This window comes from Streptomyces sp. NBC_00513, from assembly GCF_041431415.1.
Lineage (GTDB): Bacteria > Actinomycetota > Actinomycetes > Streptomycetales > Streptomycetaceae > Streptomyces.
The window spans coordinates 209154-232085 of the sequence record NZ_CP107845.1 but is presented as its reverse complement, the minus strand read 5'-3'; the positions used below and the strand labels follow the sequence as shown (position 1 = coordinate 232085).

Annotated in this window: 20 protein-coding genes and 2 pseudogenes; 12 read left to right on the top strand and 10 right to left on the bottom strand. The window is 69.2% G+C overall.

Annotated elements, in window-relative coordinates; genetic code table 11:
* Positions 1–2 precede the first annotated feature (2 nt).
* The 5 genes from OHA84_RS01100 to OHA84_RS01080 form a co-directional block, all read right to left on the bottom strand.
* The gene (locus OHA84_RS01100) at positions 3–1913 is read right to left on the bottom strand and encodes a hypothetical protein (protein ID WP_266977129.1); all 1911 of its coding nucleotides are present in this window, start codon (positions 1911–1913) and stop codon (positions 3–5) included.
* Positions 1910–2842, bottom strand: a complete 933-nt coding sequence (locus tag OHA84_RS01095; RefSeq protein WP_266977127.1) for a tyrosine-type recombinase/integrase — start codon at positions 2840–2842, stop codon at positions 1910–1912. Before OHA84_RS01095 ends, OHA84_RS01100 begins: the two co-directional genes overlap by 4 nt.
* 103 nt (positions 2843–2945) lie before the next feature.
* A protein-coding gene (locus tag OHA84_RS01090; RefSeq protein ID WP_266969670.1) for an IS5 family transposase occupies positions 2946–3754 on the bottom strand; the annotation gives its coding sequence in 2 pieces (ribosomal slippage) (positions 2946–3415 and positions 3415–3754; 810 coding nt in all).
* A gap of 409 nt (positions 3755–4163) precedes the next feature.
* Positions 4164–4850 carry a hypothetical protein gene (locus OHA84_RS01085; protein WP_266977125.1) on the bottom strand — a complete coding sequence of 229 codons (687 nt, stop codon included), beginning with the start codon at positions 4848–4850 and terminating at the stop codon, positions 4164–4166.
* A complete protein-coding gene (locus OHA84_RS01080; protein ID WP_266977123.1) occupies positions 4847–5659 on the bottom strand; it encodes a hypothetical protein in 813 nt (270 codons plus the stop codon). Before OHA84_RS01080 ends, OHA84_RS01085 begins: the two co-directional genes overlap by 4 nt.
* A gap of 358 nt (positions 5660–6017) precedes the next feature.
* On the opposite strand from OHA84_RS01080, the gene OHA84_RS01075 reads away from it, so the two are divergent.
* On the top strand, positions 6018–7154 hold the full coding sequence (locus tag OHA84_RS01075) for a barstar family protein (protein WP_053676367.1): 1137 nt from the start codon (positions 6018–6020) through the stop codon (positions 7152–7154).
* Positions 7155–8005: 851 nt separating this feature from the next.
* Here the strand turns inward: OHA84_RS01075 and OHA84_RS01070 are convergent.
* Entirely contained in the window at positions 8006–8383 is a 378-nt protein-coding gene (locus OHA84_RS01070; RefSeq protein WP_266977121.1) for a hypothetical protein, read from the bottom strand.
* Between the two features lie 193 nt (positions 8384–8576).
* Between OHA84_RS01070 and OHA84_RS01065 the strand changes: the two genes are divergently transcribed.
* Together OHA84_RS01065 and OHA84_RS01060 are read left to right on the top strand one after the other, a co-directional pair.
* Positions 8577–9385 (top strand): IS5 family transposase gene (locus OHA84_RS01065; RefSeq protein WP_266969670.1). Its coding sequence is split into 2 segments (ribosomal slippage): positions 8577–8916 and positions 8916–9385, totalling 810 coding nucleotides; the frame shifts between segments, so codons are not numbered across the junction.
* A gap of 91 nt (positions 9386–9476) precedes the next feature.
* Complete coding sequence (locus tag OHA84_RS01060; RefSeq protein ID WP_266977119.1) at positions 9477–10637, top strand: serine hydrolase; 1161 nt, start codon at positions 9477–9479, stop codon at positions 10635–10637.
* Positions 10638–10675: 38 nt separating this feature from the next.
* On the opposite strand, the pseudogene OHA84_RS01055 reads toward OHA84_RS01060, so the two are convergent.
* A pseudogene (locus OHA84_RS01055) lies at positions 10676–11182 on the bottom strand (Tn3 family transposase); the annotation flags it as partial.
* A gap of 317 nt (positions 11183–11499) precedes the next feature.
* On the opposite strand from OHA84_RS01055, the gene OHA84_RS01050 reads away from it, so the two are divergent.
* Positions 11500–11958, top strand: coding sequence for a hypothetical protein (locus tag OHA84_RS01050; protein ID WP_266977218.1), 459 nt, complete (start codon positions 11500–11502; stop codon positions 11956–11958).
* Positions 11959–12348: 390 nt separating this feature from the next.
* Positions 12349–12990 (top strand): annotated as a pseudogene (locus OHA84_RS01045) (phosphatase PAP2 family protein); the annotation flags it as partial.
* Between the two features lie 36 nt (positions 12991–13026).
* Here OHA84_RS01045 and OHA84_RS01040 read toward each other — a convergent pair.
* Complete coding sequence (locus OHA84_RS01040) at positions 13027–13722, bottom strand: response regulator transcription factor (protein ID WP_266977117.1); 696 nt, start codon at positions 13720–13722, stop codon at positions 13027–13029.
* Positions 13719–15218 (bottom strand): sensor histidine kinase, encoded by a 1500-nt coding sequence (locus OHA84_RS01035; protein WP_266977115.1) that lies wholly within the window; start codon positions 15216–15218, stop codon positions 13719–13721. The genes OHA84_RS01040 and OHA84_RS01035 overlap by 4 nt, the downstream gene beginning before the upstream one ends.
* 312 nt (positions 15219–15530) lie before the next feature.
* On the opposite strand from OHA84_RS01035, the gene OHA84_RS01030 reads away from it, so the two are divergent.
* The 4 genes from OHA84_RS01030 to OHA84_RS01015 all read left to right on the top strand — a co-directional run bounded on the left by OHA84_RS01030 (position 15531) and on the right by OHA84_RS01015 (position 18778).
* Entirely contained in the window at positions 15531–15983 is a 453-nt protein-coding gene (locus OHA84_RS01030) for a DUF6188 family protein (RefSeq protein WP_353962541.1), read from the top strand.
* A 199-nt stretch (positions 15984–16182) separates the two neighbouring features.
* The gene (locus tag OHA84_RS01025) at positions 16183–17037 is read left to right on the top strand and encodes an IS5 family transposase (protein WP_371591287.1); all 855 of its coding nucleotides are present in this window, start codon (positions 16183–16185) and stop codon (positions 17035–17037) included.
* Entirely contained in the window at positions 17034–17432 is a 399-nt protein-coding gene (locus OHA84_RS01020; RefSeq protein WP_266977111.1) for a hypothetical protein, read from the top strand. Before OHA84_RS01025 ends, OHA84_RS01020 begins: the two co-directional genes overlap by 4 nt.
* Before the next feature lie 1196 nt (positions 17433–18628).
* Positions 18629–18778, top strand: coding sequence for a hypothetical protein (locus tag OHA84_RS01015; protein WP_266977109.1), 150 nt, complete (start codon positions 18629–18631; stop codon positions 18776–18778).
* A gap of 84 nt (positions 18779–18862) precedes the next feature.
* Here the strand turns inward: OHA84_RS01015 and OHA84_RS01010 are convergent, their stop codons facing one another.
* A complete protein-coding gene (locus OHA84_RS01010; RefSeq protein WP_266977107.1) occupies positions 18863–20242 on the bottom strand; it encodes a transcriptional regulator in 1380 nt (459 codons plus the stop codon).
* A gap of 207 nt (positions 20243–20449) precedes the next feature.
* On the opposite strand from OHA84_RS01010, the gene OHA84_RS01005 reads away from it, so the two are divergent.
* Genes OHA84_RS01005 through OHA84_RS00995 form a run of 3 tightly spaced genes read left to right on the top strand, consistent with a single transcriptional unit; the run spans position 20450 to position 22823 of the window.
* Positions 20450–21325 (top strand): aspartyl/asparaginyl beta-hydroxylase domain-containing protein, encoded by an 876-nt coding sequence (locus OHA84_RS01005; protein WP_266977105.1) that lies wholly within the window; start codon positions 20450–20452, stop codon positions 21323–21325.
* A gap of 38 nt (positions 21326–21363) precedes the next feature.
* A complete protein-coding gene (locus OHA84_RS01000; protein ID WP_266977103.1) occupies positions 21364–22284 on the top strand; it encodes a nucleotidyltransferase domain-containing protein in 921 nt (306 codons plus the stop codon).
* Positions 22281–22823 (top strand): LOG family protein, encoded by a 543-nt coding sequence (locus tag OHA84_RS00995; protein ID WP_266977101.1) that lies wholly within the window; start codon positions 22281–22283, stop codon positions 22821–22823. Before OHA84_RS01000 ends, OHA84_RS00995 begins: the two co-directional genes overlap by 4 nt.
* Positions 22824–22932: the final 109 nt, after the last annotated feature.

The window sequence follows — 22932 nt, the reverse complement described above, 5'->3', positions numbered from 1 at the left end:
AGCTAGCGGTGATCCATAAGGGACTGCAGGGCATCGGGCGCGACGCCGGCGTCCGCGTGCCGCTGGGCGTAAGTGTGCCGGTAGGCGTAGGGGAAGATTTTCGCCTTGTCGAACGGCAGCATCTTGGTGACCTGGCGGCCCTTGATCGTGACGACCGTGGGGACCAGGAACTCGGGCAGTCCCTCGACCCAGGCGCGATGGCGGGCGGCCAGCCATTCAGCCGTGATCGGCTTGGTGCCCGTGGCGTTGGTCAACACAGTGGGCAGCAACTTGAGCTCGGCGGTGGGGGTGTTCGGGAACCGTGCCCGTACTCGTTCCTGCTGGGCGATGATCACGGCGCCGGTCTCGCCACTGATGGGCAGGCGACGGGCCTTTCGGGCCGCCTTGTGGTTGTCATAGACCAGCGTCAGCTTGCCGTCGTCATCACGCTCGAGGCAGTCGTAGGGAAGCTTGCAGATCTCCGCGGGGCGGCGGCCGGTGTCGATGATCAGCTCGACCCCGGTGCGGATCTCGGAGGATCCCGTGGTTTCGAGGCCGTCGAGGTGCTGGCAGAGCTGAGTCATCACCTCGGCCGGCAGGTCCTTGCCGGCCTCGTTGTCCTCGGGATCGTCCGGGACGTCCTCGGCCTGCAGGCCGAAGGTTTCGCTGATCCCGTGCAGGGGCTGATCGCGCTGGGTCAGACCCAAGGTCCGCATCCGGCTCAGCAGCCGCCGGACGTAACGGACCACGCGGACGTGCGCGTATCCGCTGAGCTCACCTTGCTCGTTCAGGAACCGCAGCCGGTGCAGAAAGATCGTCACGTCGACGCGCTCAAGGGCACGAACGTCCTCGCCGCGATCGGGCCGGTTCAGCCGCAGGCTGTCCGAGAGCTGGAGGATCGCGTTGATGTGCGACTGGACGGCGGTCCGGCTCTTGCCCCGACGCTTGGGAATGTCGTCCAGGGCCCACGACTTCGTGGCCTCCCGCAGCCAGAGCTGACTGATCTTGTCGAAGTAGATGTTGCCGACCATGCCGAACGCGTAGCCGGACCAGATGTCCTTGTGCCGCTCGGTCTCCGGAGTCAGACCGACACGGCCGAGGTGCTTGAGGAAGCCCGTGGCGATGTTCTTCGTCTGGTGGTTGAAAGCGCTCAGGTCGAGCTCGCCGAGGGTGGCGACCTGCTGGGAACGGACTCGGTCGCAGAACGGCCGCAGGAGGTAGTCCTTCTGCATCACGCCCTCAGCCACGCGTTCCTGCAGCCCGTAGAGGATTTCGTGCACCACTCGATCGGGTAGTCCGCGCAGGCTGATCACGCCGTTCTGCGAGATCGCGTTCGTGGTGCGGCGCCAGTGGTCCTCGTCGCCGAGCGTTCCCTTGCGGATCGCGGCCCGACGGCGCTGTGCGTGCGCGGGGCAGTAGCCGGCCGGGCTCTGACGTTGCCGGTAGCACGCGGCGACGTTGCAAGGGCCGAACGCCTCCAGCGGGACGACGTCGGGATGCTGTACGAACTCTTCGACCGGGATCTTGTAGATCCGCTTCTGCTGATAGAGGTGAGCCGCGCAGAGCGGGGTGGCCAGGCCGTTGCTGGGCCGGGCGCACTGCGGAACCTGGCAGGTGACCTCGCCGATGGCCCGCCAGTACCGCTTCGCGGTCCCGGCGAACTCCTCGATGCTCTGTCCGCTCTTCTCCCAGCGCCGCATGCAGCCGACGCAAAGGCCCTGCTGGAAGGCGTAGTAGACCATCTTGTCGCAGCCGGCGACCAGGCACTCCGGGGCGCTGAACTGCGGGTGGTCGCGCGGGATGAACAGCAGCCTGATCTGCGGGTCCCAGCCCATGAGCTGCAGGAACTCCGGCGTGATGGCCTCGCGCAGGGGATCGTTGAGTTCGTCCGCCGGGGAGTCGGCGGACGAGACGACGGCGTTGATCATGGTCATCGGCCCTCGCCCCCGAACTGCAGGCGGGGAGAGGGGACTCGCTCGATGGCGTCCCGGAGCCGGGCGCGGCTCGGGTGGAGATAGGGCCTGGGCGAGTGCGGGTTCTTCTGGCCGAGCAGGGCCTGGACCTCGTCCAGGGAGCCGCCGGCGTCCGCGACGTTGCTGGCCATGGCGTGGCGACACATCCGCGGCGTGATTATCCGGCCCAGGCCGGCCCGGCGGGACAAGGACTCGCAGAGCTCGCCGATCGCGTCCGTCGTGACCGGCTTGCCGTAGGGCGGCCGGAAGAGGTTGATCAGGAGGAAGTCGCTGTCGCTGGAGGGCAGTTGCTCATGGCGTTCCAGCGCGTACTGATCGAAAGCCTGAACCACGAGGAAATCCACCGGCATCGCCCAGGTCTTCTTCGACTTCGACCAGGCGCCGTTCTCGTTCTGTCGGCGGGCGATGTGAACGTGGGCGCCCTCGATGTCACATCCCAGCGGTCTGGAGTCGATCAGCAGATGACAGTCGCTGCGGTACAGACCCGCGACCTGTCCCGGCCGCAGGCCGACGCGGGAGAGAAGCAGCAGCGTCAGCCGGTCGCGGGCGGAACGGCAGGCCAGGAACATCGCCACGACCTCCTCGTCGCTGGCGCGGTCGATGTCCGTCTCCGGCTCCTGGACCCGGTGCCGGGCGCGCAGCCGCAACCGCATGCCGTCGCTCTCGCCCTGGGCAGCCTCGGGCAGATCACGGGTGTCACCGACCTCGTAGATCTGCTCCAGCACCGAGGCCGGCACCAGTTTGTTCGTGACGCCGTAGAGCAGGAACATCCGCACCGCGGTCAGGACCTTGTTCACCCGGATCTCGCCCCGAACGGGCTTCGCCCCCGGCCCCGGCACGACGACCGGAGCGTTGCCGCCGCGGCCCGGTGTCCACTTCAGCCAGAGCATGAACAGCCCCATGTCTTGGGCTGCAGTCCTCCAGTCCCTCCCCGTGGCCGTGCACCAGCGGAAGAACAGCACGACTCCCTCGGCGTACGCCTTACTGATGGTTTCAGAATGAGGTTCGGAGTCGGCGTAAGCAGATGATGCTGCAGGCCAGTTGGAGCAGGCCGAGGTGGAGGTCGGCTCGTATCTCGTAGCGGATGCGGAGTCGTTTGAACTGGTGCAGCCAGGCGAAGGTTCGCTCGACGACCCAGCGGGTCTTGCCCAGGCCGGATCCGTGAAGTGTGCCGCGTCGGGCGATCTTGGGTGTGATCCCGCGGGCTCTGAGCAGGCGCCGGTACTTGTCGAAGTCGTAGCCGCGGTCGGCGAAGAGCCGGCGGGGCCGGTGACGTGGCCGTCCTCGAAGCCCGCGGATGCGGGGTATCGCGTCCAGCAGGGGCATGAGCTGGGTGACGTCGTGACGGTTTCCACTGGTCAGGGAGACGATGAGTGGGGTTCCGTGGCGGTCGACGATGAGGTGGTGCTTGCTGCCGGGGCGGGCACGGTCGACCGGCGAAGGTCCGGTGTGAGCCCCCCTTTGAGGGCTCTGACGTGCGAGGCGTCGATCGCAACGTCATCCATGTCCAGCAGCCCGGCCGCCCGGAGCTCGGCCAGGAGGACTTCGTGGAGGCGGGGCCACACTCCGGCCTCGGTCCAGTCCCGAAGCCGACGCCAGGCCGTCACACCACTGCAGCCGAACCGCTCGGCTGGAACGTCCCGCCAGCTCACGCTCTTGCACAGCACGTAAACGATGGCCCTCAACGCCGCACGATCGTCCACCGGCCGACGCCCCGGATACCGGTGCCGGCGAGGTGGACGTTCCGGCAGTAACGGGGCCACACGTTCCCACAGGTCATCAGGCACGAGATCAGCAGACACACCCCAGATCCTGCCGACACGATACCCAACTGCCAAGCCCCTCAACGAATCTCATTCTGAAACTATCAGTTAGTTGTCGTCTCCGCTCGACCCCTTGCGAGCCGGATCTCCCGCAGGAACCGATCGGCTTCCTTGACCACCTCGAAGTCGTCGTCAACCACCGTCCAGTACCGGGTACCCGACGGCAGCACGACACGAAAAGCCCGTACTTTCACTCTGCCTCCACGGCTCGATCGCAACGATCCGCCGCAGAGCCACACCCCCTGAGACCTGTTGCAGTAGGACCCTATGAGAGGGCTTCTGCAACGTCACACCACCCCCACTGAACCCCCAGAGAACGTCGAAGACCTCGGCCTGCTCAAGCTCGACGTCCTCGGGGTGCGGATGCAGTCCGCGATGGCCCACGCCGTCAAAGAAGTCCCGACCTCATCCGCAAGAGCGACACCATCGGGATGTTCCAGAAGGCGTCCGGGACGCCGTGGTCGGGGTTGTCGAGGTCGATCTGGCGGCCGGTCGTGCGGCGGTCGCCCGCGAGGGTGCCGGGGCAGGCGCGGGCGATGGCCCGCAGGCCGTCGATGTCGCCGCCGACCGCCTGTCCGCGGCCGCGCCGCTCCCCGGCCTGCAGGAGCTTGACCGCCAGGCCCTCCAGCGCGGCGCGGGCCTCGGCCTGGTCATCGCCGGAGACCGTCACGCCGCGCTGGCGCAGCCCGACGACGGCGGCCGCCAGGTGGGTGGAGGCCGAACTGGGGGCGTAGTCCTTGCCGTTGTGCTGGCCCTCGCGCAGCATCCACGTCACGAACGCCACCAGGGCGCCCCGGGAGCCCTCCAGCTCCGGCAGCCGGGCGACGGCGCAGAACCGTTCCCACACCCGCCACGACTCGTCGTAGGTGTCGACGGTGTTGTTCGGGGTGATCTCGGCGGCGACGGCGTCGGCCAGGTCTTCGGCCTCGGCCAGACGGCGGGCGGCGTCGACGCCGTGGCGCTCGGCCCACCGCTCGATGAGCGCCTGGCGCTCGGCGGCCGCCGGGTCCAGCACCGCCGGGGCGGCCTGCGGCTCGGCGATGCCGTCGGCGGCCGCCTCCAGGATCACGGTCATGGGCGGTCGACCTCCCCGGTCCGGCCCTGGGCGGGCAGGCGCTCGTCGGCGGCGCGCAGAGGGATGTGCATGGCCCGCGGCCAGCGGGCGGTGTCGAAGGCCGGGTCGTCCTGCCAGGGCAGTGCGAAGTGGCGGAGGCGGTTCCAGGCGTCCCGGCGCTCCATGAGGTCCTGGTCGATGTCGGTGTCATAGGAGAGCGAGATGTGGACGTCGTCGCGGGTCATGTCGATGGCCGTCTCCAGAGCGAGTGCGGCGCGGTGTTCCTCGGTGCCGGCCTGGTGCAGGTCCAGAAGCCGGTCGGTGTGCTTCTTCAGGAAGCCGTGCAGGGCGTCGAGGTGTGCGCGGGTGATCCGGTCCGCGTGAACCTCGGGCTCGCCGGCCGCCGCGGCTTCCTTCGCCGCGCGATCCGCGATGGCCCTGGCTTCGGCCTCGGCGTTGTGGTGTTCGATCCGCGCCCAGGGCGCGTACCGGTAGGCGTCGCTGGTGTCTCGCCAGCGGTCGGCCAGCTCCACGAGCCGGTTCCACTCCCGGCGTACTTCCTGCCGGTAGCTCAGGATCCACTCCGAGTCGATGTCGCGGACGCGCTCCGCGTTGCGGTTCCTGATGCCATGCCGCACGCCGTCGGCGATGTCGTGGACCAGGGCTCGGAGGGCTTCGGCGGCCCGGCGGGCGTCCGTGTCCTTCTCGGACGCCGACTTGGTTGCGTCCAGCTTGGTGATCAGGAAGTCGGTCAGGCCGTCGACGTGTGCGGTGGTGATGTCGTCGCCGTAGTGCAGGGTGCGGAACTCGGTGCGGGCGTCGGCTGTCATCGGTCTGGGGTGTCCCTTCCACGGGGAGATCGCGACGCGAGGACTGACCCGTCGTCCCGTCCCGTTCTGTCGCGTCGGATAAGGGGAGTTATCCGACGCGATCACTCCTGTCCGCGATTCGCGGACGCCTGTCCGGCAGCCCCGGGCTCGCTCGCCCGCCAGATGGGACGGGGGAGCTGCCCGGCGGCCTGTGCCCCTACGTGATCCGGGCGCCGTCGACGAGACGTAACCGAACTCGGAAGCCCGTCCCCTTCCTGGCCAGGGCTGGCAGGGTCCGTATCGTGGCGCGAAGGTTGCTCACATGTTCGGGGGTTGGGTGCGCATCACAGATCACGCTCGGTGGGATCGGGGCTTCCCGGTGAAGTACCTCCTGGTGCAGGAGGACGAAGACGGCGTGGAACAGCTCTGGGGGAGGTGTGCGGGCGTCGAAGGGCTGTTCGTCGACCCGGTCCCGCCGCCACGGGAGATCCTCACCCTCCGCGGATGCAGCCCCGATGACTTCCTGAGCGAGGTCCTGGCCGAGCCCGGCGTCTCGTTTCGGGGTCTGGGCGACGTGGGCGTCGAGGTCTGGGACGACGAGCAGCCCGTGCAGTGGTGGACTCTCGTCGATGCGGTCGTGGTGGCCCATCAGCCCCACCCCGGCGACCCGGCACGGTACGACATTGTGCTCGGTGCCGGCGTCAGGAACGACGAGAGCTTCTTCGAAGTGCCTGCGACACCACGCTTCGAGCTTTTCGCGGGAACGACGGTCGCTGCTGCAAGTGCAGGCCGGTGCTCCGATGTGGACGGCCTGTTCAATCCGCGAGCGGACCCGGCCCCTGTCTCGATGGAGCTGATCGGCTGCGAGGCTACGGAACCACTGCTCGTAGGGACTCAGCGACCACGCCGGTGGACACGGGGCTGGGCCGATCTCCTGGTGCTGGATCGCCATGGCGCTGTGATGGCCTCGCGCTCCGTGGGCCTGGCCATCACCGGAGCGCGCCCGTCTGTGCTCGGCGATGGGCTGGAAGACATAACCCTCACCGATGGCGGCGCCGATCGACCATCGTCGGCGGCCCGCTCGATCTGGGCGGAGTGGTATCAGGGCCCGCCAGAAGCCCCCAACATGTGGGCGCCGTATGACTCGCAGGGCAGGGCCGCTTGGCTCGACCTCACCACCCGTGCCTGGCGGGTGCCCGCGCCTCGACCGGACCGCTCTGGCGGCGAGTACCATCTCGACGGCCGGTTCGTCACGGACGTCCCCGGGCTGCACTGCGCGATCGCCGAGGCCTTGCTCGGACCTGGCCGCTACTTCGGCCGGGAGTGGAACGCCTTCAAGGACTGCCTGTGCGGTGGATTCGGAGTGGCCCCGCCCTTCACCTTGACCTGGCATGACTCTGAAGTCGCACGCCGCGCACTGGCGGATGTTGTGGAGGATCCGGAGGGTCAACTCTCCTACTTCGAGGAGATCGTGCAACTCCTCGAACGGCGCGGCGTCACGGTCGTGCTCCGGTAGCCCCCTACGCAGGCACGATCGGCATCTGAACGCCACAAGTATGCGGAGGGAAAGCCAATCGCTCGTCACCGTGAGCATCAATGGCTGAAACATAGCCGGCCCTGTCAGCGAGGAGGCAGCCGGCGCCCAGGAGCCGTCAGCGCCCTGAACCGGGCCCTCGCCGACAACGACGCCGCCCGCCTCCTCCAGCCCCTGACCGACACCCGACCCCACCTGCGCCCCGAGGACTCGGCCCTCGCCGACCACATCCACGCCCTGGCCCGGCATGCCGACCAGCTCCGCCAAGACCGCCACGACCAGCGCACCGCCTGACACTTCTAGGACGACCAGGGATGGGAGGCAGCATCTGGGCGAGGCGGGACATCACGGATCAGGGGCGCGACCTTCCCGGTCGGCACACTCCACCACCTCTTCCCGCAGTCCGTTCGGACCAGCCGCAATGGCGGGCACCACTTGTCGGGGTGACGGTGGCGGGAGCGCCGGCGGGCCTGCTGGCGCTCTCGCCGCACCCCCGCACGAGGAGCCAGGCGAGAGCGCTGGAATCCAGTTTTCACCCATTCCTCGCCCGAAGTCCTGGCGCACCCTGGGTAGCACCCGGCATCGCGTCGGTCGGGACGAAGGCGCTGGAGATGAGAGGCAGCGCAGGTCGGGAGGCTCTTCGTAATGTGGATGTGGCGATCGGTGCCGTGGGACGGCCGGGCGAGGACGACCGGAGGATGCACGTGATCGACACCAGTGACATCGGCGCTGACGGCAGGAGCCTCCGCCGCCCCGTCGAGGAAGTACAGGAGCCGGGGTCTGAGGGTCCGCCCCTCCGCGAACGTCGGGTCGCGAGATGGCAAGCCCAGCCCTCAGGGACGCGTGACGGCGGCCACGATCTCCCCGATGAGCTTGGCCGCCTTGAGCTCCTCCAGGGCGACCAGGCCCGCCTCCTTGGCCTCCGCTTCGGTGCCGGGGATCAGATCGGTCGACTCCCAGCGCAGGTCACGGCCGAACACCTCGTCCGACTGCTCGTCCCTCAGCACTCGCCGCCTGAGGAGGGGGCCCTGTCGGTCCTCCGCGGTGTAGTACACGACTTGCCCGTCGGCGTCGAGCGCGTCGAGGACGGTGTCGCCGAGCAGCGTGACGGGCGGGTTGCCGAGGTGGCTCTCCAGGGTGCCCAGCCGGAACCGCACACCTGTCAGATCGAGGAACCCCGCATCGTCCCGGGTGAACTGCACGAACTCCACGGCATGCCCACCGACGAAGCATCCGTCAACACCACCCGCAGCCGCCTCGGACGACTCACCCGCCAAGGCTTCCTCACCCAACCCGGACGAGGCCGCTACCAGAAACGGACTTAACGACCACTAACTGATAGTTTCAGAATGAGATTCGTTGAGGGGCTTGGCAGTTGGGTATCGTGTCGGCAGGATCTGGGGTGTGTCTGCTGATCTCGTGCCTGATGACCTGTGGGAACGTGTGGCCCCGTTACTGCCGGAACGTCCACCTCGCCGGCACCGGTATCCGGGGCGTCGGCCGGTGGACGATCGTGCGGCGTTGAGGGCCATCGTTTACGTGCTGTGCAAGAGCGTGAGCTGGCGGGACGTTCCAGCCGAGCGGTTCGGCTGCAGTGGTGTGACGGCCTGGCGTCGGCTTCGGGACTGGACCGAGGCCGGAGTGTGGCCCCGCCTCCACGAAGTCCTCCTGGCCGAGCTCCGGGCGGCCGGGCTGCTGGACATGGATGACGTTGCGATCGACGCCTCGCACGTCAGAGCCCTCAAAGGGGGGCTCACACCGGACCTTCGCCGGTCGACCGTGCCCGCCCCGGCAGCAAGCACCACCTCATCGTCGACCGCCACGGAACCCCACTCATCGTCTCCCTGACCAGTGGAAACCGTCACGACGTCACCCAGCTCATGCCCCTGCTGGACGCGATACCCCGCATCCGCGGGCTTCGAGGACGGCCACGTCACCGGCCCCGCCGGCTCTTCGCCGACCGCGGCTACGACTTCGACAAGTACCGGCGCCTGCTCAGAGCCCGCGGGATCACACCCAAGATCGCCCGACGCGGCACACTTCACGGATCCGGCCTGGGCAAGACCCGCTGGGTCGTCGAGCGAACCTTCGCCTGGCTGCACCAGTTCAAACGACTCCGCATCCGCTACGAGATACGAGCCGACCTCCACCTCGGCCTGCTCCAACTGGCCTGCAGCATCATCTGCTTACGCCGACTCCGAACCTCATTCTGAAACCATCAGTTAGAGCCGGTGGGCCGGTGATTCAGGTCGTGGAGAGGGGCCGGGCGGTCATCCATGGGTCACGCACGACAAGGAGGACAACATGCACCAGCACACCGCTCATACAGACAACGGCCGGCCGGGCGCCGAACCGGCCAAAGCAGGGGGCGCGCTATCTGAGTCCGCGTCGGCCTCAGGGGCCGAGGGCTACGAGGCGGTCCAGCGCTTACTTCAGCAAGCTGTGACTCAAGGAGGCCTTCCCGGCATTCTCGTTGAGGTTTGCGACGGCGACCGGCAGTGGTTCGGGACCGCAGGAGTGGCCGACACCCGAACCGGCCGCAAGCGTTCACAGCAGGACCGGTTCCGCATCGGCAGCATCAGCAAGACGTTCGTGGCCACCGTCGTGCTGCAGCTGGCGGCGGAAGGCAGGCTGAGCCTGGATGACACCGCGGAACAGTGGCTGCCCGGGGCGGTCCATGGCCATCACCACGACGGTGCCAGGGTGAACGTCAGGATGCTGCTCAACCACACCAGCGGGATCTTCAACTACACCGATGACCAGGAAGCACTGAACCGTTACGAGACACACTCGCCCGAGTCACTGGTGCAGATCGCCATGTCCCATCCGCCTACCTTCACACCGGGTTCGGGCTGGGCGTATTCCAACACCAACTACGTCCTCGCAGGCATGATCATCGAACGGGCCACCGGCCGCGCGCTTGCCGAGGAGATCACGGAGCGGATCTCCCGCCCATTCGGCCTGGCTGGTACGTACCTGCCGCACGGCAGCGACCCGACGATTCGCGGGCCACACTCCCGGCACTACACGAAGCTGTTCCAGACCGACCTCGGCGCGCCGATCCACGACGCGACCGAGCTCGATTCATCCATGTTCTGGGCAGCCGGCGGCATGATCTCCACCGCCGGGGACCTCAACCGGTTCTTCGGCGCCCTGCTTGGGGGCGGGATACTGCCACCGGACCAACAACGCGACATGTTCACCACCGTGCCCACCCGCGACTGGATTCCCAACGCCGCCTACGGCCTCGGCGTTTCCTCAGTGAGACTGCCCTGCGGGGAAACGGTCTGGGGCATGGGGGGTGCGCTCTTCGGATCGTGGTCCTACGCCTACGGCTCTCGCGATGGCGAACAGATGGTTACCACCAACGTCAACGGCGACTGGAGCAACGGCGGTTGGGACGACCCCATCGGTATCTTCACCGATCTACTTCAGGCGAAGTTCTGCCGCCGGAGCGATACCTGAACACCGGTCACGGGTCGGGCCTGGTCGGCTCCTGATACTCACTCCTGCCCGCCGTCATCGTCCTCGTCCAGCTCCGGCGTACCCGGGTCGCGCAGCGGGCGCAGGCCGCCGTCGACCGGGGTGGAGGAGCGGAAGCTGTAGCGGCCGAGCACGTTGAGGTTCGCGTGCTTGAGCGGGGAGACGCGGGCGACGTCCTCGTCCAGGACGTCGTGCTCACGCTCCTCGGCCGACAGCGCCCGCAACTCCTCGACGGCGGCGTCCAGATAGCGAGTCGTCCACAGCACGGCGGCATTCAGCACCAGCCCGAGCGCGCCGAGCTGGTCCTCCTGTCCCGTCCGGTACGCCTGCATGATCTGCCCGCGCTTGCCGTGGCAGATGTCGCGGGCGAGCTTGTGGCGGGACTCCTGCACGGTGAGCTGCCGGTTCATCTGCCGCCGGTAGGTGTCGTCGACCGGGTCGACCACGCGCAGCAGGTGCAGGGTCTTGGCGATCCGCCCGTACTCGGCGAACGCGGTGCCCAGCGCCCTCGCGGTGTTCTGCGAGCGCGGCGACGACACGGTCGCGGTCTTGGATCTCGCTTCGCTCAGGGAAGGACGTCCCCACCGGGTGAGGACCGTTTCCCGGACGTGGCTCGGCGCGCACGTTCAGCCGCGGGCGACCGTGATCGCGGGGGACTTCGCGCTCATCGGGGCGGCACGCTCCGATGGCCTGTCCGGTCCTCGCTGTGCTCGACGGCCGTATCGAGGCGACGGTGGCGCTGCCGGTAGCAGGAGCGTGCCCAGCGGGTATCGCGGTCACGGGGGAGGGCGAGTATGCGCTGGTGACCTTGGAGCGTGCGGGAACGCTCGCCGTCGTGGACCTGCTGGAGTGGACGACCACCCGCCAGATCCCCGCAGGCGCCGGCCCGCGCGGCCTCACCATCGACGCGGTCACCGGCGAGAAGGTCGCCCGCGACCGGGACCCAGATCCCGACACCAGCACTCCGGACACGTCGCCGGAGCTCACCTGCCCCGGGCTCGGCCCGATCGAGGGCACGCCGGTGCGTATCGCCGGGCTCTTCGGCGGCGGCCTGCACAGCACCACACCAGACGGCTGGACCCTGGACGTCGTCAGCCCCGAGTGGCCCCACGACCGCGTCATCCTCTCCGCCGACGGCGGGTCCCACAAAGGCCCGGCGGGAGGGACGTGGTGGCACATCTTCCACTCCGAGTACTCAGAACTCCGCGCAGCCGGTTTCTCGCCCTCCGGCCTGACCTTGGCGGTCGCCACCAGCAGCGACCTCACCCTCTGGACCCGACCTGAGCTCCACTTTGACGACTGAGCGGACAGCAGGACAGCAGGCGAAAGGGCGACGGATGGACCGGGCAGAACTCGCCGGGATGCTGGGAGGCCAGACCAGGGCCTGCGAACCCGCCAGAGCGGCGCTTCTCGACGGAGGCGCGTTCGTCGCATGGGACGGCAGCGTTCCCAGCCAGCAGCTTGCCGACATCTACGCGGCTCGCCTCCGACGGGCGCGGAGGCGAGCTACTCAGCCCAACCACCGCCCATGGAAGCCGCTGCCGCATGACGATCACGTCTTCGTGAGGGCCTATGGATCTCCGAGGCTAGTCCCGTCCCTTCAGCCTGTACCGGTCAACCCTGACGATCGTCGGGGTATTGGGCTGTCATTCGGCCAGGGTGCCCCGCCTGCGGTGTTCCTACCGTCGGCAGCATGGATTCGATCAAGCGATACGGATGGGATCGACGGCTACCGATGGCGGTCGCGTCGGCCGGGGTAGGTGCAGCGGCCGTGGTTCGGCTGGAGCCCGGCGGTGTGCTGGGGACGAACGAGCCGGTGCACGTCACTGCGGGCTTCTCGGTGCGGGCCTACCGGGCGCTGACCGGGAGCGTGGCGGACGGGCCGCCGTGGGCTGAGACCGTCCTGGAAGCGGCGAGTGAGGGCACTGTGCTGTTCCTGGGCCTGCTGTTGGCTTGGGTCGGCTGGCGCGCCCTGCGCCGCAGGGATGCGGCGGGGCTGGCCGGGGTGGCCGTGGCTGCCGCCGGGACCGTCGTCGCCTATGGACTCAGTGCGGCGGTCAAACTCCTCGTCGACGAGGAACGTCCGTGCCGGGCCCTGCCAGGGGTCGCGGTCCTCGCGCCGTGTCCCGAGCCGGGCGACTGGTCGTTCCCCAGCAACCACGCCACCTTGGCCGTCGCGCTGGCCGTCGGTGTGGTCTTGATACGGCCTCGGCTCGCGGCCCTGGCTTTGCCGGTGGCCGCGGCGGCCGCCCTGTTGCGGGTGCTTGTCGGGGTGCACTATCCGCACGACGTCCTGGCGGGCGCGGCGCTCGGCGCGACGGCCGTGGTGACCGTGTGGCTCCTCGTACGGCCGATTGCCCTGCGGGCGGTGTCAGCTGTCCACGTACGGCAGCCGGTCGGACGGCACCGGGACCACGCCGGCCTCGTGCGCGACCACGGCCGCCGCGGCCCGGTTGTCGACCCCGAGGCGCGCGAGGATCGAGCTGACGTGGGCCTTCACCGTCCCCTCCGCCAGGCGCAGGCGGCGCGCGATCTGCCCGTTGGAGAACCCGCTGCCGAGGAAGCCGAGCACCTCCCGCTCCCGCGCGGTCAGGGCTTTGACGCGGGCGCGGGCCGCCAAACGGCGGTTGGCTTGGGCTCCCGCACCGCCAGAGGCGAGATGCGCGACGACCCGGGCCGCGACCTTCGGTGACAGATAGGCGGCGCCGTCGGCAACCGCCCGGACACCGGCGATCAGTTCCTCCGGCTCGCCGGACTTGATCAGGAAGCCGGCGGCACCTTCGCTCAGGGCGCGCAGGATGTACTCGTCCTCGCCAAAGGTCGTCAGCATCACAACCCCCGTTTCGGGGACGGTCCTTCGTATCTCGGCGGCGGCTTCTATACCGCCGGTCCCCGGCATCCGGATGTCGAGAACGGCCACCTGCGGGCGGTGGCGCTGTATGAGCTCCACCGCCTGGTGGCCATCAGCTGCCTCGGCGACAACGGTGATGCCGGGGTCGGTGGCAAGGACTGCGCGGACGCCTGCGCGGATCATGGGCTCGTCGTCGGCGATCAGGATCCGGATCATCGGACAGCCTTCCCGGTGTAGTTGTCGGTGGAGACCAGGCGTCCGGCCCGGAAGCAGAGACGGTAGATGTCCCCCGAGCGGTCGTCGAACGGGTCGCCGGTCTGTACGTAGAACTCGCAGGCCGCATCTTGTGGTGGGAGCGTGGGTGCGGCCGGGCGGCGCGTGGTCTGGCGCTCGGGCAGATACCGCGCCATGTCCGCGCGTGGCTGGCCGACGTGCAGCCGGGCGTAGTCCTGCGGGGCGAGTACCGACTGCCGTGCCGTCATGGTGTCCCACGCCCGTACCCCGCCGATGAGCAACGCGGAGGTGCACAGCGGCACCAGGACGGCCGCGGCGGCGGTACGGCCCAGTCGGCGACGGGCACTGCGGTGCTCAGGAGGTAGTACGTCACCTGGATCGCCGGGCTCGGCGCGGCGTGGCAGGGGCACGGCCCCCGGACGGTGCGGGAGCGTGGCCCGGACGGCAAACCCGCCGCCCTCGGGGCCCGATGTGAAGGAGCCACCGGCCAGTCGTACGCGTTCGTCCAGGCCGATGAGCCCAAAGCGGTGGCCGTCGCCGGGTGCCGAGACCCGGGACTCTGGTGCGGTACGGGCGGCGCGGTCATGGTGGGCCGTAGACGCGCTGGGCACTGGCTCGTTCGTCACACTGACCTCGGTCCGTCCTTCCGCGTGCCGGACGACGACGGTCGCCCGGTGCCCGGGCGCGTGCTTGGCAACGTTCGTCAGCGCTTCCTGGACGACGCGCAGCACGGCTCGCTCGACGACCAGCAGCGCGTCACCGGCCGCCGCTTCGCCTTCTACACGCAGCCGGATGTCAAGTCCCGCCGCGGCCGCTCGGTCCACCAGGCCCTCGAGTTCGGTGAGCCCGGCGCCGGGCTCGGGCCACGGAGCCAGATCCGATGGCTCACGCAGTACACCGATCACCTCGCCGAGCCGGTCGACGGCGGCTCCCGCCCTGGCGCGGATCTCCCGGGCGGTGGCCCGGTGGTCCTCAGACAGACCAGGGGCCAGCTTCAGTGCCCCCGCGGACAGGGCGATGAGGCTCAGGTCGTGGCCGAGGAGGTCGTGCATGTCCTGCGCTATCCGGGTCCGCTCGCGCAACCGGGCCTGTTGGGCGACCAGATGCTGCTCCCTCTCCAGCCGCGCGGCCCGCTCCCACCCAGCCCGCACCAGTGCGCGGTACTGGCGCAGGAACCGGCCCGCGAACCACGGCAGCATCGCCGCCACGAGCAACAACCCCACGAACTGGCTCGCCCAGCCCAACCATGCCGGCACCAGGAGCACAGCCACCACGGCGGCCGCGAGCACTCCGACCAAGGCCGCCCCCGTGCTCCGGTTCCGCCCCGGCTGCCAGCCCGCGAGGAAGGCGCAGGCCGCCGCCGGTATGCCCCACCACAGGGTGGCGACACCGGTGCCAACGGCCGCCACCGCCCCAATGAAGAGGCAGGCGGACAGTACCGGTGCCGGCACCCGGGCCTTGATGATCACTCTTCTCACGAACGCGACCCTACGGAACTCCGCCGCCCCGCGGCACTGCCGAAAGTCCACTACCGCGGGCCCGGGATCTACTGGTCCTTGCCGACCAGGCCGGATCAAGGACTTTGTCCCGTCGCACTGCAGTTGTCCGTTGACCTTGCTCTGAGCTGCCGGTTTGCCAGGGTGGTCGCGAACGCCTCTCCTCGCGTTCTCAGCGAAGCTGGCTTCTGCGGAACATCCAGAGGCAGTGACCATCGACGGCTAGGCAGAGGGTGATGCCGAGGAGGAGCAAAATCCTTTGGTGCCTATGACGGAGTGGACCATGGTGTGGTGATGAGCACTGAATTGGAACCGGTTGAGCACGAGGACCGCTGGATCCTTAACCTCCGAGGCCTGAGTGTCGTCAGGATCAGCATCGACTTTCGGCTGACCCTCGTCCTGGACGCAGGGTGGGAAGTCGTGCTGGAAGCACCAGCTCGGCTCTCGGCAGGGCCACTCCACAGCAGTCCTGGGCTGCCTCTGACGCCTGAGTCCCAGGACGTGGCTGCGGCTCTTCCTCTGTTCGGGGCGAAGGTCCTGTCCGCGGTTGTGTTCAAGTCCGGCGTCCTGCGGATGGTGTTCGACGGAGGCATGCATTTGACGTGTTCGGCCGACGCATCGTTCGAAGCCTGGCAGGTCACAGAACCACGAGGATGGCGTTTCATCTCGTTGCCCGGCGGAGACCTTGCCGTTTGGTCCCGCTCTGGAACAAGTGAGAATCCGCAAGGTCAGGCTGCGAAGCGCTGAGAATCCGCCACTTATGCTGCGACGGGACAGACTTCTTGACAACCGTGATTGGGAATCAGTCGCACGGTGACAACAAACGTGTCCAGGTGACATCTAAGTGGTCGTTAAGTCCGACTTCTCTTCGTTCGTGATCGCTCGATCGTGGTACTGATCGTCGTCCGGGCTGCTCGCTGGGCATGTCCATGTTGAGATGCGGGGCGTGAAGAGAGAGCCGTACCTCAGCGACTTATCGGACGAGCAGTGGGCGTTGATCGAGCCGATGATCACGGCCTGGAAACAGGGCCGGGTGGCGCGGTCGGCGACCGGCGATCCCGGGTCCTGCGACCTGAGGGAGGTCGTGAACACGATCTTCTATCAGAACCGGACGGGTTGTCAGTGGCGCATGCTGCCGCATGACCTGCCGGCCTGGTCGGCGGTGTTCTACTACTTCAGGTTGTGGCGCGAGGACGGGCTCGACCAGCGGATTCAGGAACTCCTTCGCTGCCAGGTCCGGGAGAAAGCCCGCCGATTAGAGGACCCGTCCCTCGTGATCATCGATACCCAGTCCGTCCGCGCCGCGGCGGGTGTCCCCAGGACCACGACGGGGCTCGACGTAAACAAGAAGGTGTCGGGGCGCAAGCGGGGACTGGCCGTCGACGTGCTCGGGCTGATCATCGGCGTCGTCGTCATGGCCGCCTCCTCCCACGACAACGCCGCCGGCACCGCCCTGCTCGACCAGGCCGCCGAGCGGTGCGGAATGCGCCTGGAGAAAGCCCTGGTCGACCAAGGCTTCAAGGAAGCGGTCATCGTTCACGGCGCACTGCTGGACATCGGCGTCGAGGTCGTCCGCCGCAACCCTGCCGACCACGGCAAAGGGTTCGTCCCGCAGCCCAAGCGGTGGGTGGTCGAGCAGACGAACGGCACGCTGATGCTCCACCGGCGTCTGACCCGTGAGTACGACCACCGGCCCGACACCTCCGCCTCACGCGTCTACTGGGCCTCCACCGCGAACATGGCCCGCCGCCTCACCACACCCACGCCGGCCTGGCGCGACACCATCGGGCTGGCCGCGTGAACATCACCGAACTCCTGGTGGACCTTCGCCTCCGGGAAAACGAAGCCACGGCCCGGGCGGACGAACTCCACCATCAGATCGCGCACTTCACCGCCGCCCTCACCGAGACCGAAGCCCGGCTCGCGGACCTCGCCACCACCCGCAAGATCATCAGCGAACTCGCGCCTACCGGCACCGAACCCGATCCGCCCGAGTCGAGCACCGCCTACCAGACCATCGTCGACGCCTTCAACCAACACCCCGAGCAGGCGTTCCGGGCCCGCGAGCTGCACGAACTCCTCGGCATGCCCACCGACGAAGCATCCGTCAACATCACCCGCAGCCGCCTCGGACGACTCACCCGCCAAGGCTTCCACACCCAACCCGGACGAGGCCGCTACCAGAAACGGACTTAACGACCACTAACGTGTCTCGGCACATTCGCAGGCTTGCCCAGGTTCCCTCGGCGCGCTGGGAGTTGCACCGGAGGTTGTCTGCAGGGGTGGTTGCAGAGGCGGACTAGGCGTTGCACCGGAGGTACTGCCGGAGGTGTGAACCCCCGAAACCGGAGCGGGCGCGTTCTGGCAGGTCAGACCCCGTGGGCAAGCCCGAATTGGAAGACAACACCTCTCTGTCCACCCGACGGCTGCGGTCCGGCTTGCCCTACAACCTGCCTTTCAACTTGCTCTCCAACTTGCTCCACAAGTAGCCCTACAACTTGCCTCCAGACCGGCCCGGCTGGAACTGCGGCGCTGCTGTGACCTGGTGGTCAAGGGGCCGTCCTGCCGGTCCCGGCACGCCGACTACTTCTGTACGACACCCTCCTACGACGGGCACGCAGGACCCCCTGTGCCTACTGCCCCCGCGCCGATCAGCGGTGTGCCCTGGGCCCTGTCTGCGCCGCCGCTGCCGGGGCTGCGGCCGGTGCCGATGCCTGCCGCTTCTGCTGCTGTTGCTGGGCTTCGGCCAGGCGCGCGCGGAAGGCCCGTGCCGCGGCTTCGACCTTGTGGAAGTCGGGGTGCGTCTCGGCGAGGATCCGGCGCCGCTGCTCCTCGGCCTGCGCCAGAGCCGCGTGGCCACGCCAGTCCTTGAGACCTCCTGCATCGCGGCCTGGGCGACGCCGTGGTGCTCGCCCAGCTTCCGCTCGGCCCGCGCGTGCTTGATCTGGGCGGCCTGCTCCGGCACCCGCTGCTGCCGCCTGTCGGCCTGCTGCTGCGCGAGGACGTCCAGAACTGGCGCATGTCCGGTCGCGCCGAGGGCCTCGGCGTATGGGCTGGACTTCACCTGCTCACGATGAGCCCCTCTTGTCCGCCTGGGTGCGGTGGGCGATCCAGCGCGCATCGGAGCGGCGGGCAGTGCCCGGGCTTCGGTACCTGGCCCGCCACGCGAGAGACCGAGCGGCAGCCGGAGGCACTGCCACCGTCCGCGCGACTATCGTGCCGATCACGGATGACCTGCCGGCAGAACTCCGCCACCCTCGCGCCTACGGCGGCACCCTCGGCAGCTACGAAGTCACCGAACCGCCAGAGGTGACCTCCGTCTTCGACATCGAAGACTCGCCGAAGACGGACCGCCGCTCATCGCCGCCACCTCTACACTCGCCGCCGGTCTCATGCAGCACTTCGGATATCCCGAGACTCTTCAGACGACCACCGAAGGCGTCATCAGAACCAAGTACTGGAGCGGACAGCGCTACGGCCGGGTGGTACTGAAATGGGCAGCACAGGCCCACGTCGAATTGTCCGACGACACCGTCGACTGAGGTTCCGTACGCGTGGCTCGTACGGGCGCGGTACACGCGGCTGGGCCGAACCGGCCCCGGCCGCCACGTCGTCCGGGGCGCCGTTCATGGCGTGTCGGCGGTGTAGTTGAGGAAGTCGGCGACGACGGGTACGCCGCGGCGGCGTCCGAGTTTGTGCCGCAGGTCGTGCAGGGTGCTGGTGCCGCGGGCGGAGGTGACGCCGCCCATGCGGGCGACGGCGGTGTGGGCGGTGTCGACGGCGGCGTCGATGTCGCCGAGGGCGAGTTGGGCTTCGGCGAGGCGCGCGAGGTAGATGGCGTGCCCGCGCGGGAAGGCGTCGCCGTCGTATGCCTCGCCTTCGCTGTGGTGTGCGGTGGAGGCGTCCTGGAAATGCTTGAGGGCTTGGCGGGGGTTGCCGAGGTTGAGGGCGGAGCTGCCCAGGAGCTGGTGGGTTTCGCCGAGGTTGAACCAGTAGACGCAGGCGGGGTCCGCTTCCATCGGGCCGGCGTGCGCGTAGGTGTCCAGGGCGGCGTTGGCGGCCCGGTCGGCGGCGCGGGTGTCGCCGGCGTGCGCGTGGGCCCGGCAGGCGCGGGCATGGAGCATGGCGGTCATGCGTGCGGAGCCGATGCGAGGGGCTTGGGACAGTGCTGCGTCGATGAGGTCGATCGCGCCGCGCGGGTTGCCGGTGGAGTACTGCTGGATGGCCCAGAACGCGAGCGTGTTGGCGCCGACGACCGGGTCGTCCGCGCTCGCGGCGGCTCGCATGGCGGTGACGTAGTGGCGTTCGGCGGCGGCGATCTGTCCGCTGTCGTACGCCGTCCAACCGGCCGACCGGGAAGCCTCGGCAGCGGCCCCGAACAGACGTCGCCCGACACGCTCGCTGTAGGTGGAGTCCCTGAGCGCGCTGAGGATGAGGCGCAGTTCGGTGCGGGCGGCGTCGTAGACCTCCCCGGACCCCAACTCGTCGTCCAGGTGACGCAGGTCTTCCAGGCGGCGCTCGAAGCGGTCGGGGGTGCTGTCGTCGATGCGCCGGCCGCCGGTGGACGCGGCGCCCGCGGGGGCGGCCCCTGACCACTGGGCGACGGTGCTGGTGAGGGTGACGGATGTGGTGATCAGGAACTTCCTGCGGTCCACCGGACCTCCTGCGGTCTCCAGTGCGTGCACGGTCGCCGTGGTGGTCCACGGGGCGGTGAGGATGGCGCGGTCGTCGGGCACGGCGAGTAAGAGCCAGCCCGGCCAGCCGTGGGCGAGGACTGTTTCGGGAGGGATCTTTTCCAGTGCCGCCATGGCGAACTGGGTGCGCAGGGTGGGCGCGTTCTCGCCGCTGACCCACCGCGACGCCTTCTCCTTGCGGTGCCCCATCTGCCCGTACCCCATGCGCCGGTGCTGCTCGCCCACCCGGAACAGGTACGCCTCGTTACTCATCCCGCGCCGGGACAGCAGGTAGGCGAGCGGGTGCTGTTCGGCGCTGGTGTCCACGGGCACGGCGGCTTTCCCTTCGCGAGCACACGGACCACCAGTCTTCCGGTTGCGCAGGGGAGGGGGAAGGGCGCCGGGCCCGGTCCGCAACCCACCGCAACGGGCGGCAACCGGCCGCAACGCCGCTGCTCTGGGAGCGGGGCGGCGGGTGCGGTGTGGTGGACCCGGCGCCCCGTCCGGGCCGCCACAGCACCGAGGTGTCGGGAGAGACGCATGGGGACGATGACGTTCGCCGCGACGGCGGCCACCGAGGAGATCAGCAGGCCGGGGCCGGAACTGCTCGGCCAGGTGGCGAGGCTGGCAGACCTGGACGAGACGCTGGTGGAGCGGATGCGGGCGGAGGCGCTGGCGGCGCCGTCGCGCGGGAAGGTCGCCTACGGGGAATACCAGTCCGGCGGATGGTGGACGGCCTCGCTGATGAACCACTCCACCGACGGGGACCCGCACGACGTCGTGATCGGCGACGGCCGGCCCCGCCCGACCGCCCTCCTGGACCGCATGCCCGTCACCCAGGACTTCCTGGCGGGGCTGGGCCTGGACTACATGTACGTACGCCTCGCCCGGCTGGAGCCTCACTCCTACCTGTGGGAGCACCGCGACTACGCGGAGCTGAACGAGCGCGGCCGCCACCGCCTGCACATCCCCCTGGTCACCAACCCGTCGGCGGTCCTCGTCACGGCCGGGGCCCGGGTGCACATGGCAGCCGGCTCCCTGTGGCGGCTGACGCCTTCCCGCGCCCACGGGGTCCGCAACGCCACCGGACCCGACCGGCTACACCTGATCGCCGACGTCTACACCGACGACCCGTACCGCGAGCTCGCCGCCCGGCCGCATCTGCGCGCCGGGGACGCCGTCCGGCTACCGGTGCTGACGGCCGCCGACCGTGGCCGGCTGATGGAGCGGGCCGCGCAGCTGGTTTCACTGGGGTTCATCTCCTCGGCCGAGCAGGTCCTGCTGCGCGCGTACTACGCCTACGCGCTTCCCGAGGGCGGGGCGTACGACCTGATCGCCGACCTGCACACGAACCGCGGGGCGGACACGGAGGCCGCCCGGTGGGCGCAGGCCAAGAGGCACCTGCTCGCCCGCTGACTCACCGCTCGACTCTTCTTCGCAGGAAGGAACGTCGTATGACCACGACAACACCCCCGGCGCCGCTGTCGCTACTGGAGGAACTGGCCTACGCCCACCGGCCCCCGCAGCTGACGGTGCTGGCCGATCTGGTGCAGTCGCTGTCCGGCATCCCGGCGGTGACGCAGCTGCTCGTGCGGGGCTCCCTGGCGACCGGGACGGCAGACCGGCTGTCCGACGTCGACCTGGTCGTCGCCGTACGAGACGCACGGCTCCCCGCGCTGATGACCAGTCTGGATGCGGTGATGTCCACCGAGTTCGGCACGCTGCTGCCCGGCTGGCGCGACACCATCGTCGGCGACCTGGGTGGCGCGGGCTTCGTCTACCTGCTGCCACACGACGGGCACCTGCTCCAGCTCGACCTCTACCTCTGCCCGGACAGCGCAGTCGACGCACTGCGCCGCCGAATCGGCCCACGCCTGCTCTGGCAGGAGACCCCCAACGGCAGCACCTCGAACACGGACGCGGACGCGGGGGCCCGCGCGGAGACGGCGGCGGACCTCGCTCGTACGGCGGCCGCGCCGCCGGACTGCTCGACGCTGCTGGTGCAGGCGATGGTCCTGCACGCGATGCTCCGCAAACGCGTCCTGCGCGGGCAGGAGTACATCGCCTACGGGCTCCTACATCAACTGCACGCCACGTGCCGGGACATGATCCGCACCTCCTTGGTCCCGCACTCCCGCCACCACGGCTGGTACCACCTGCCAGACGAGGTGGGCCGTACAACGATCGGCCGGGAATGCCTGGCGGAGCTGACCGACGCGCTGAGCGGCCCGCCGGTGCCCACTGTTGCCCAGGCGGACCAGACGTTGGAACGGATCGTGCGCCTGACCGGGCGGATCGCCCCGCACGCGGTGACCGCACTGTCTGACGAGATCACCGCCTACCGCGCCTACCAGAGCCAGGAGGCACAGGCATGACGCGCACTGTGGCACTGTTCGCCGGCGTCGTCGCCCGCCCCGGTGAGGACAGCCTCGCCCTGTCCGCCGGGGACGCCTTGGGCGCAGCCGGATACGGGCTGCGGCACGGCGGCTACAACGGCCTGATGGAAGCCGCCGCCCAGGGCGCCGCCCGCCACGGGGTGCCGGTCACCGCGATCACGCTGGCCGACCGCCCGGAATGGGGGCCGTTCAACCGTCACGTCACCGACGTCGTGTACGCGCCGACGATGGGCGAGCGCCTGCACGCCTACCTCAACGACGTGGACCTGGTCGTGGTCATGGGCGGCGGGGTCGGCACCCTGCACGAGGCGACCGCCGCCCTGTACCACGCGACGACGATCCACCCCGTTCCCGTGCGGCTGCTGGGCCCGGCCGCTCGCCGCCTTGGTGCGTTCCTCCGCGCGGAGCAGTGGCTGGTAGAGGGCCCGACCCGGCCGCTGGAGTTCCTCGCCGACCTTCCCGACATCGCCGCACTGGAGAAGGACCTGGCCCACCTCACCTCCGGGAGCCCGCGATGACGACCTCGATGCCCACCGTCCTCGCGGAGCGGATCGCGGCGGTTCCGGCCCGGCCCCTACCAGCTCCCCGACGGGCGCACCCTCAACTCCTACTTCGACCCCTACCGGC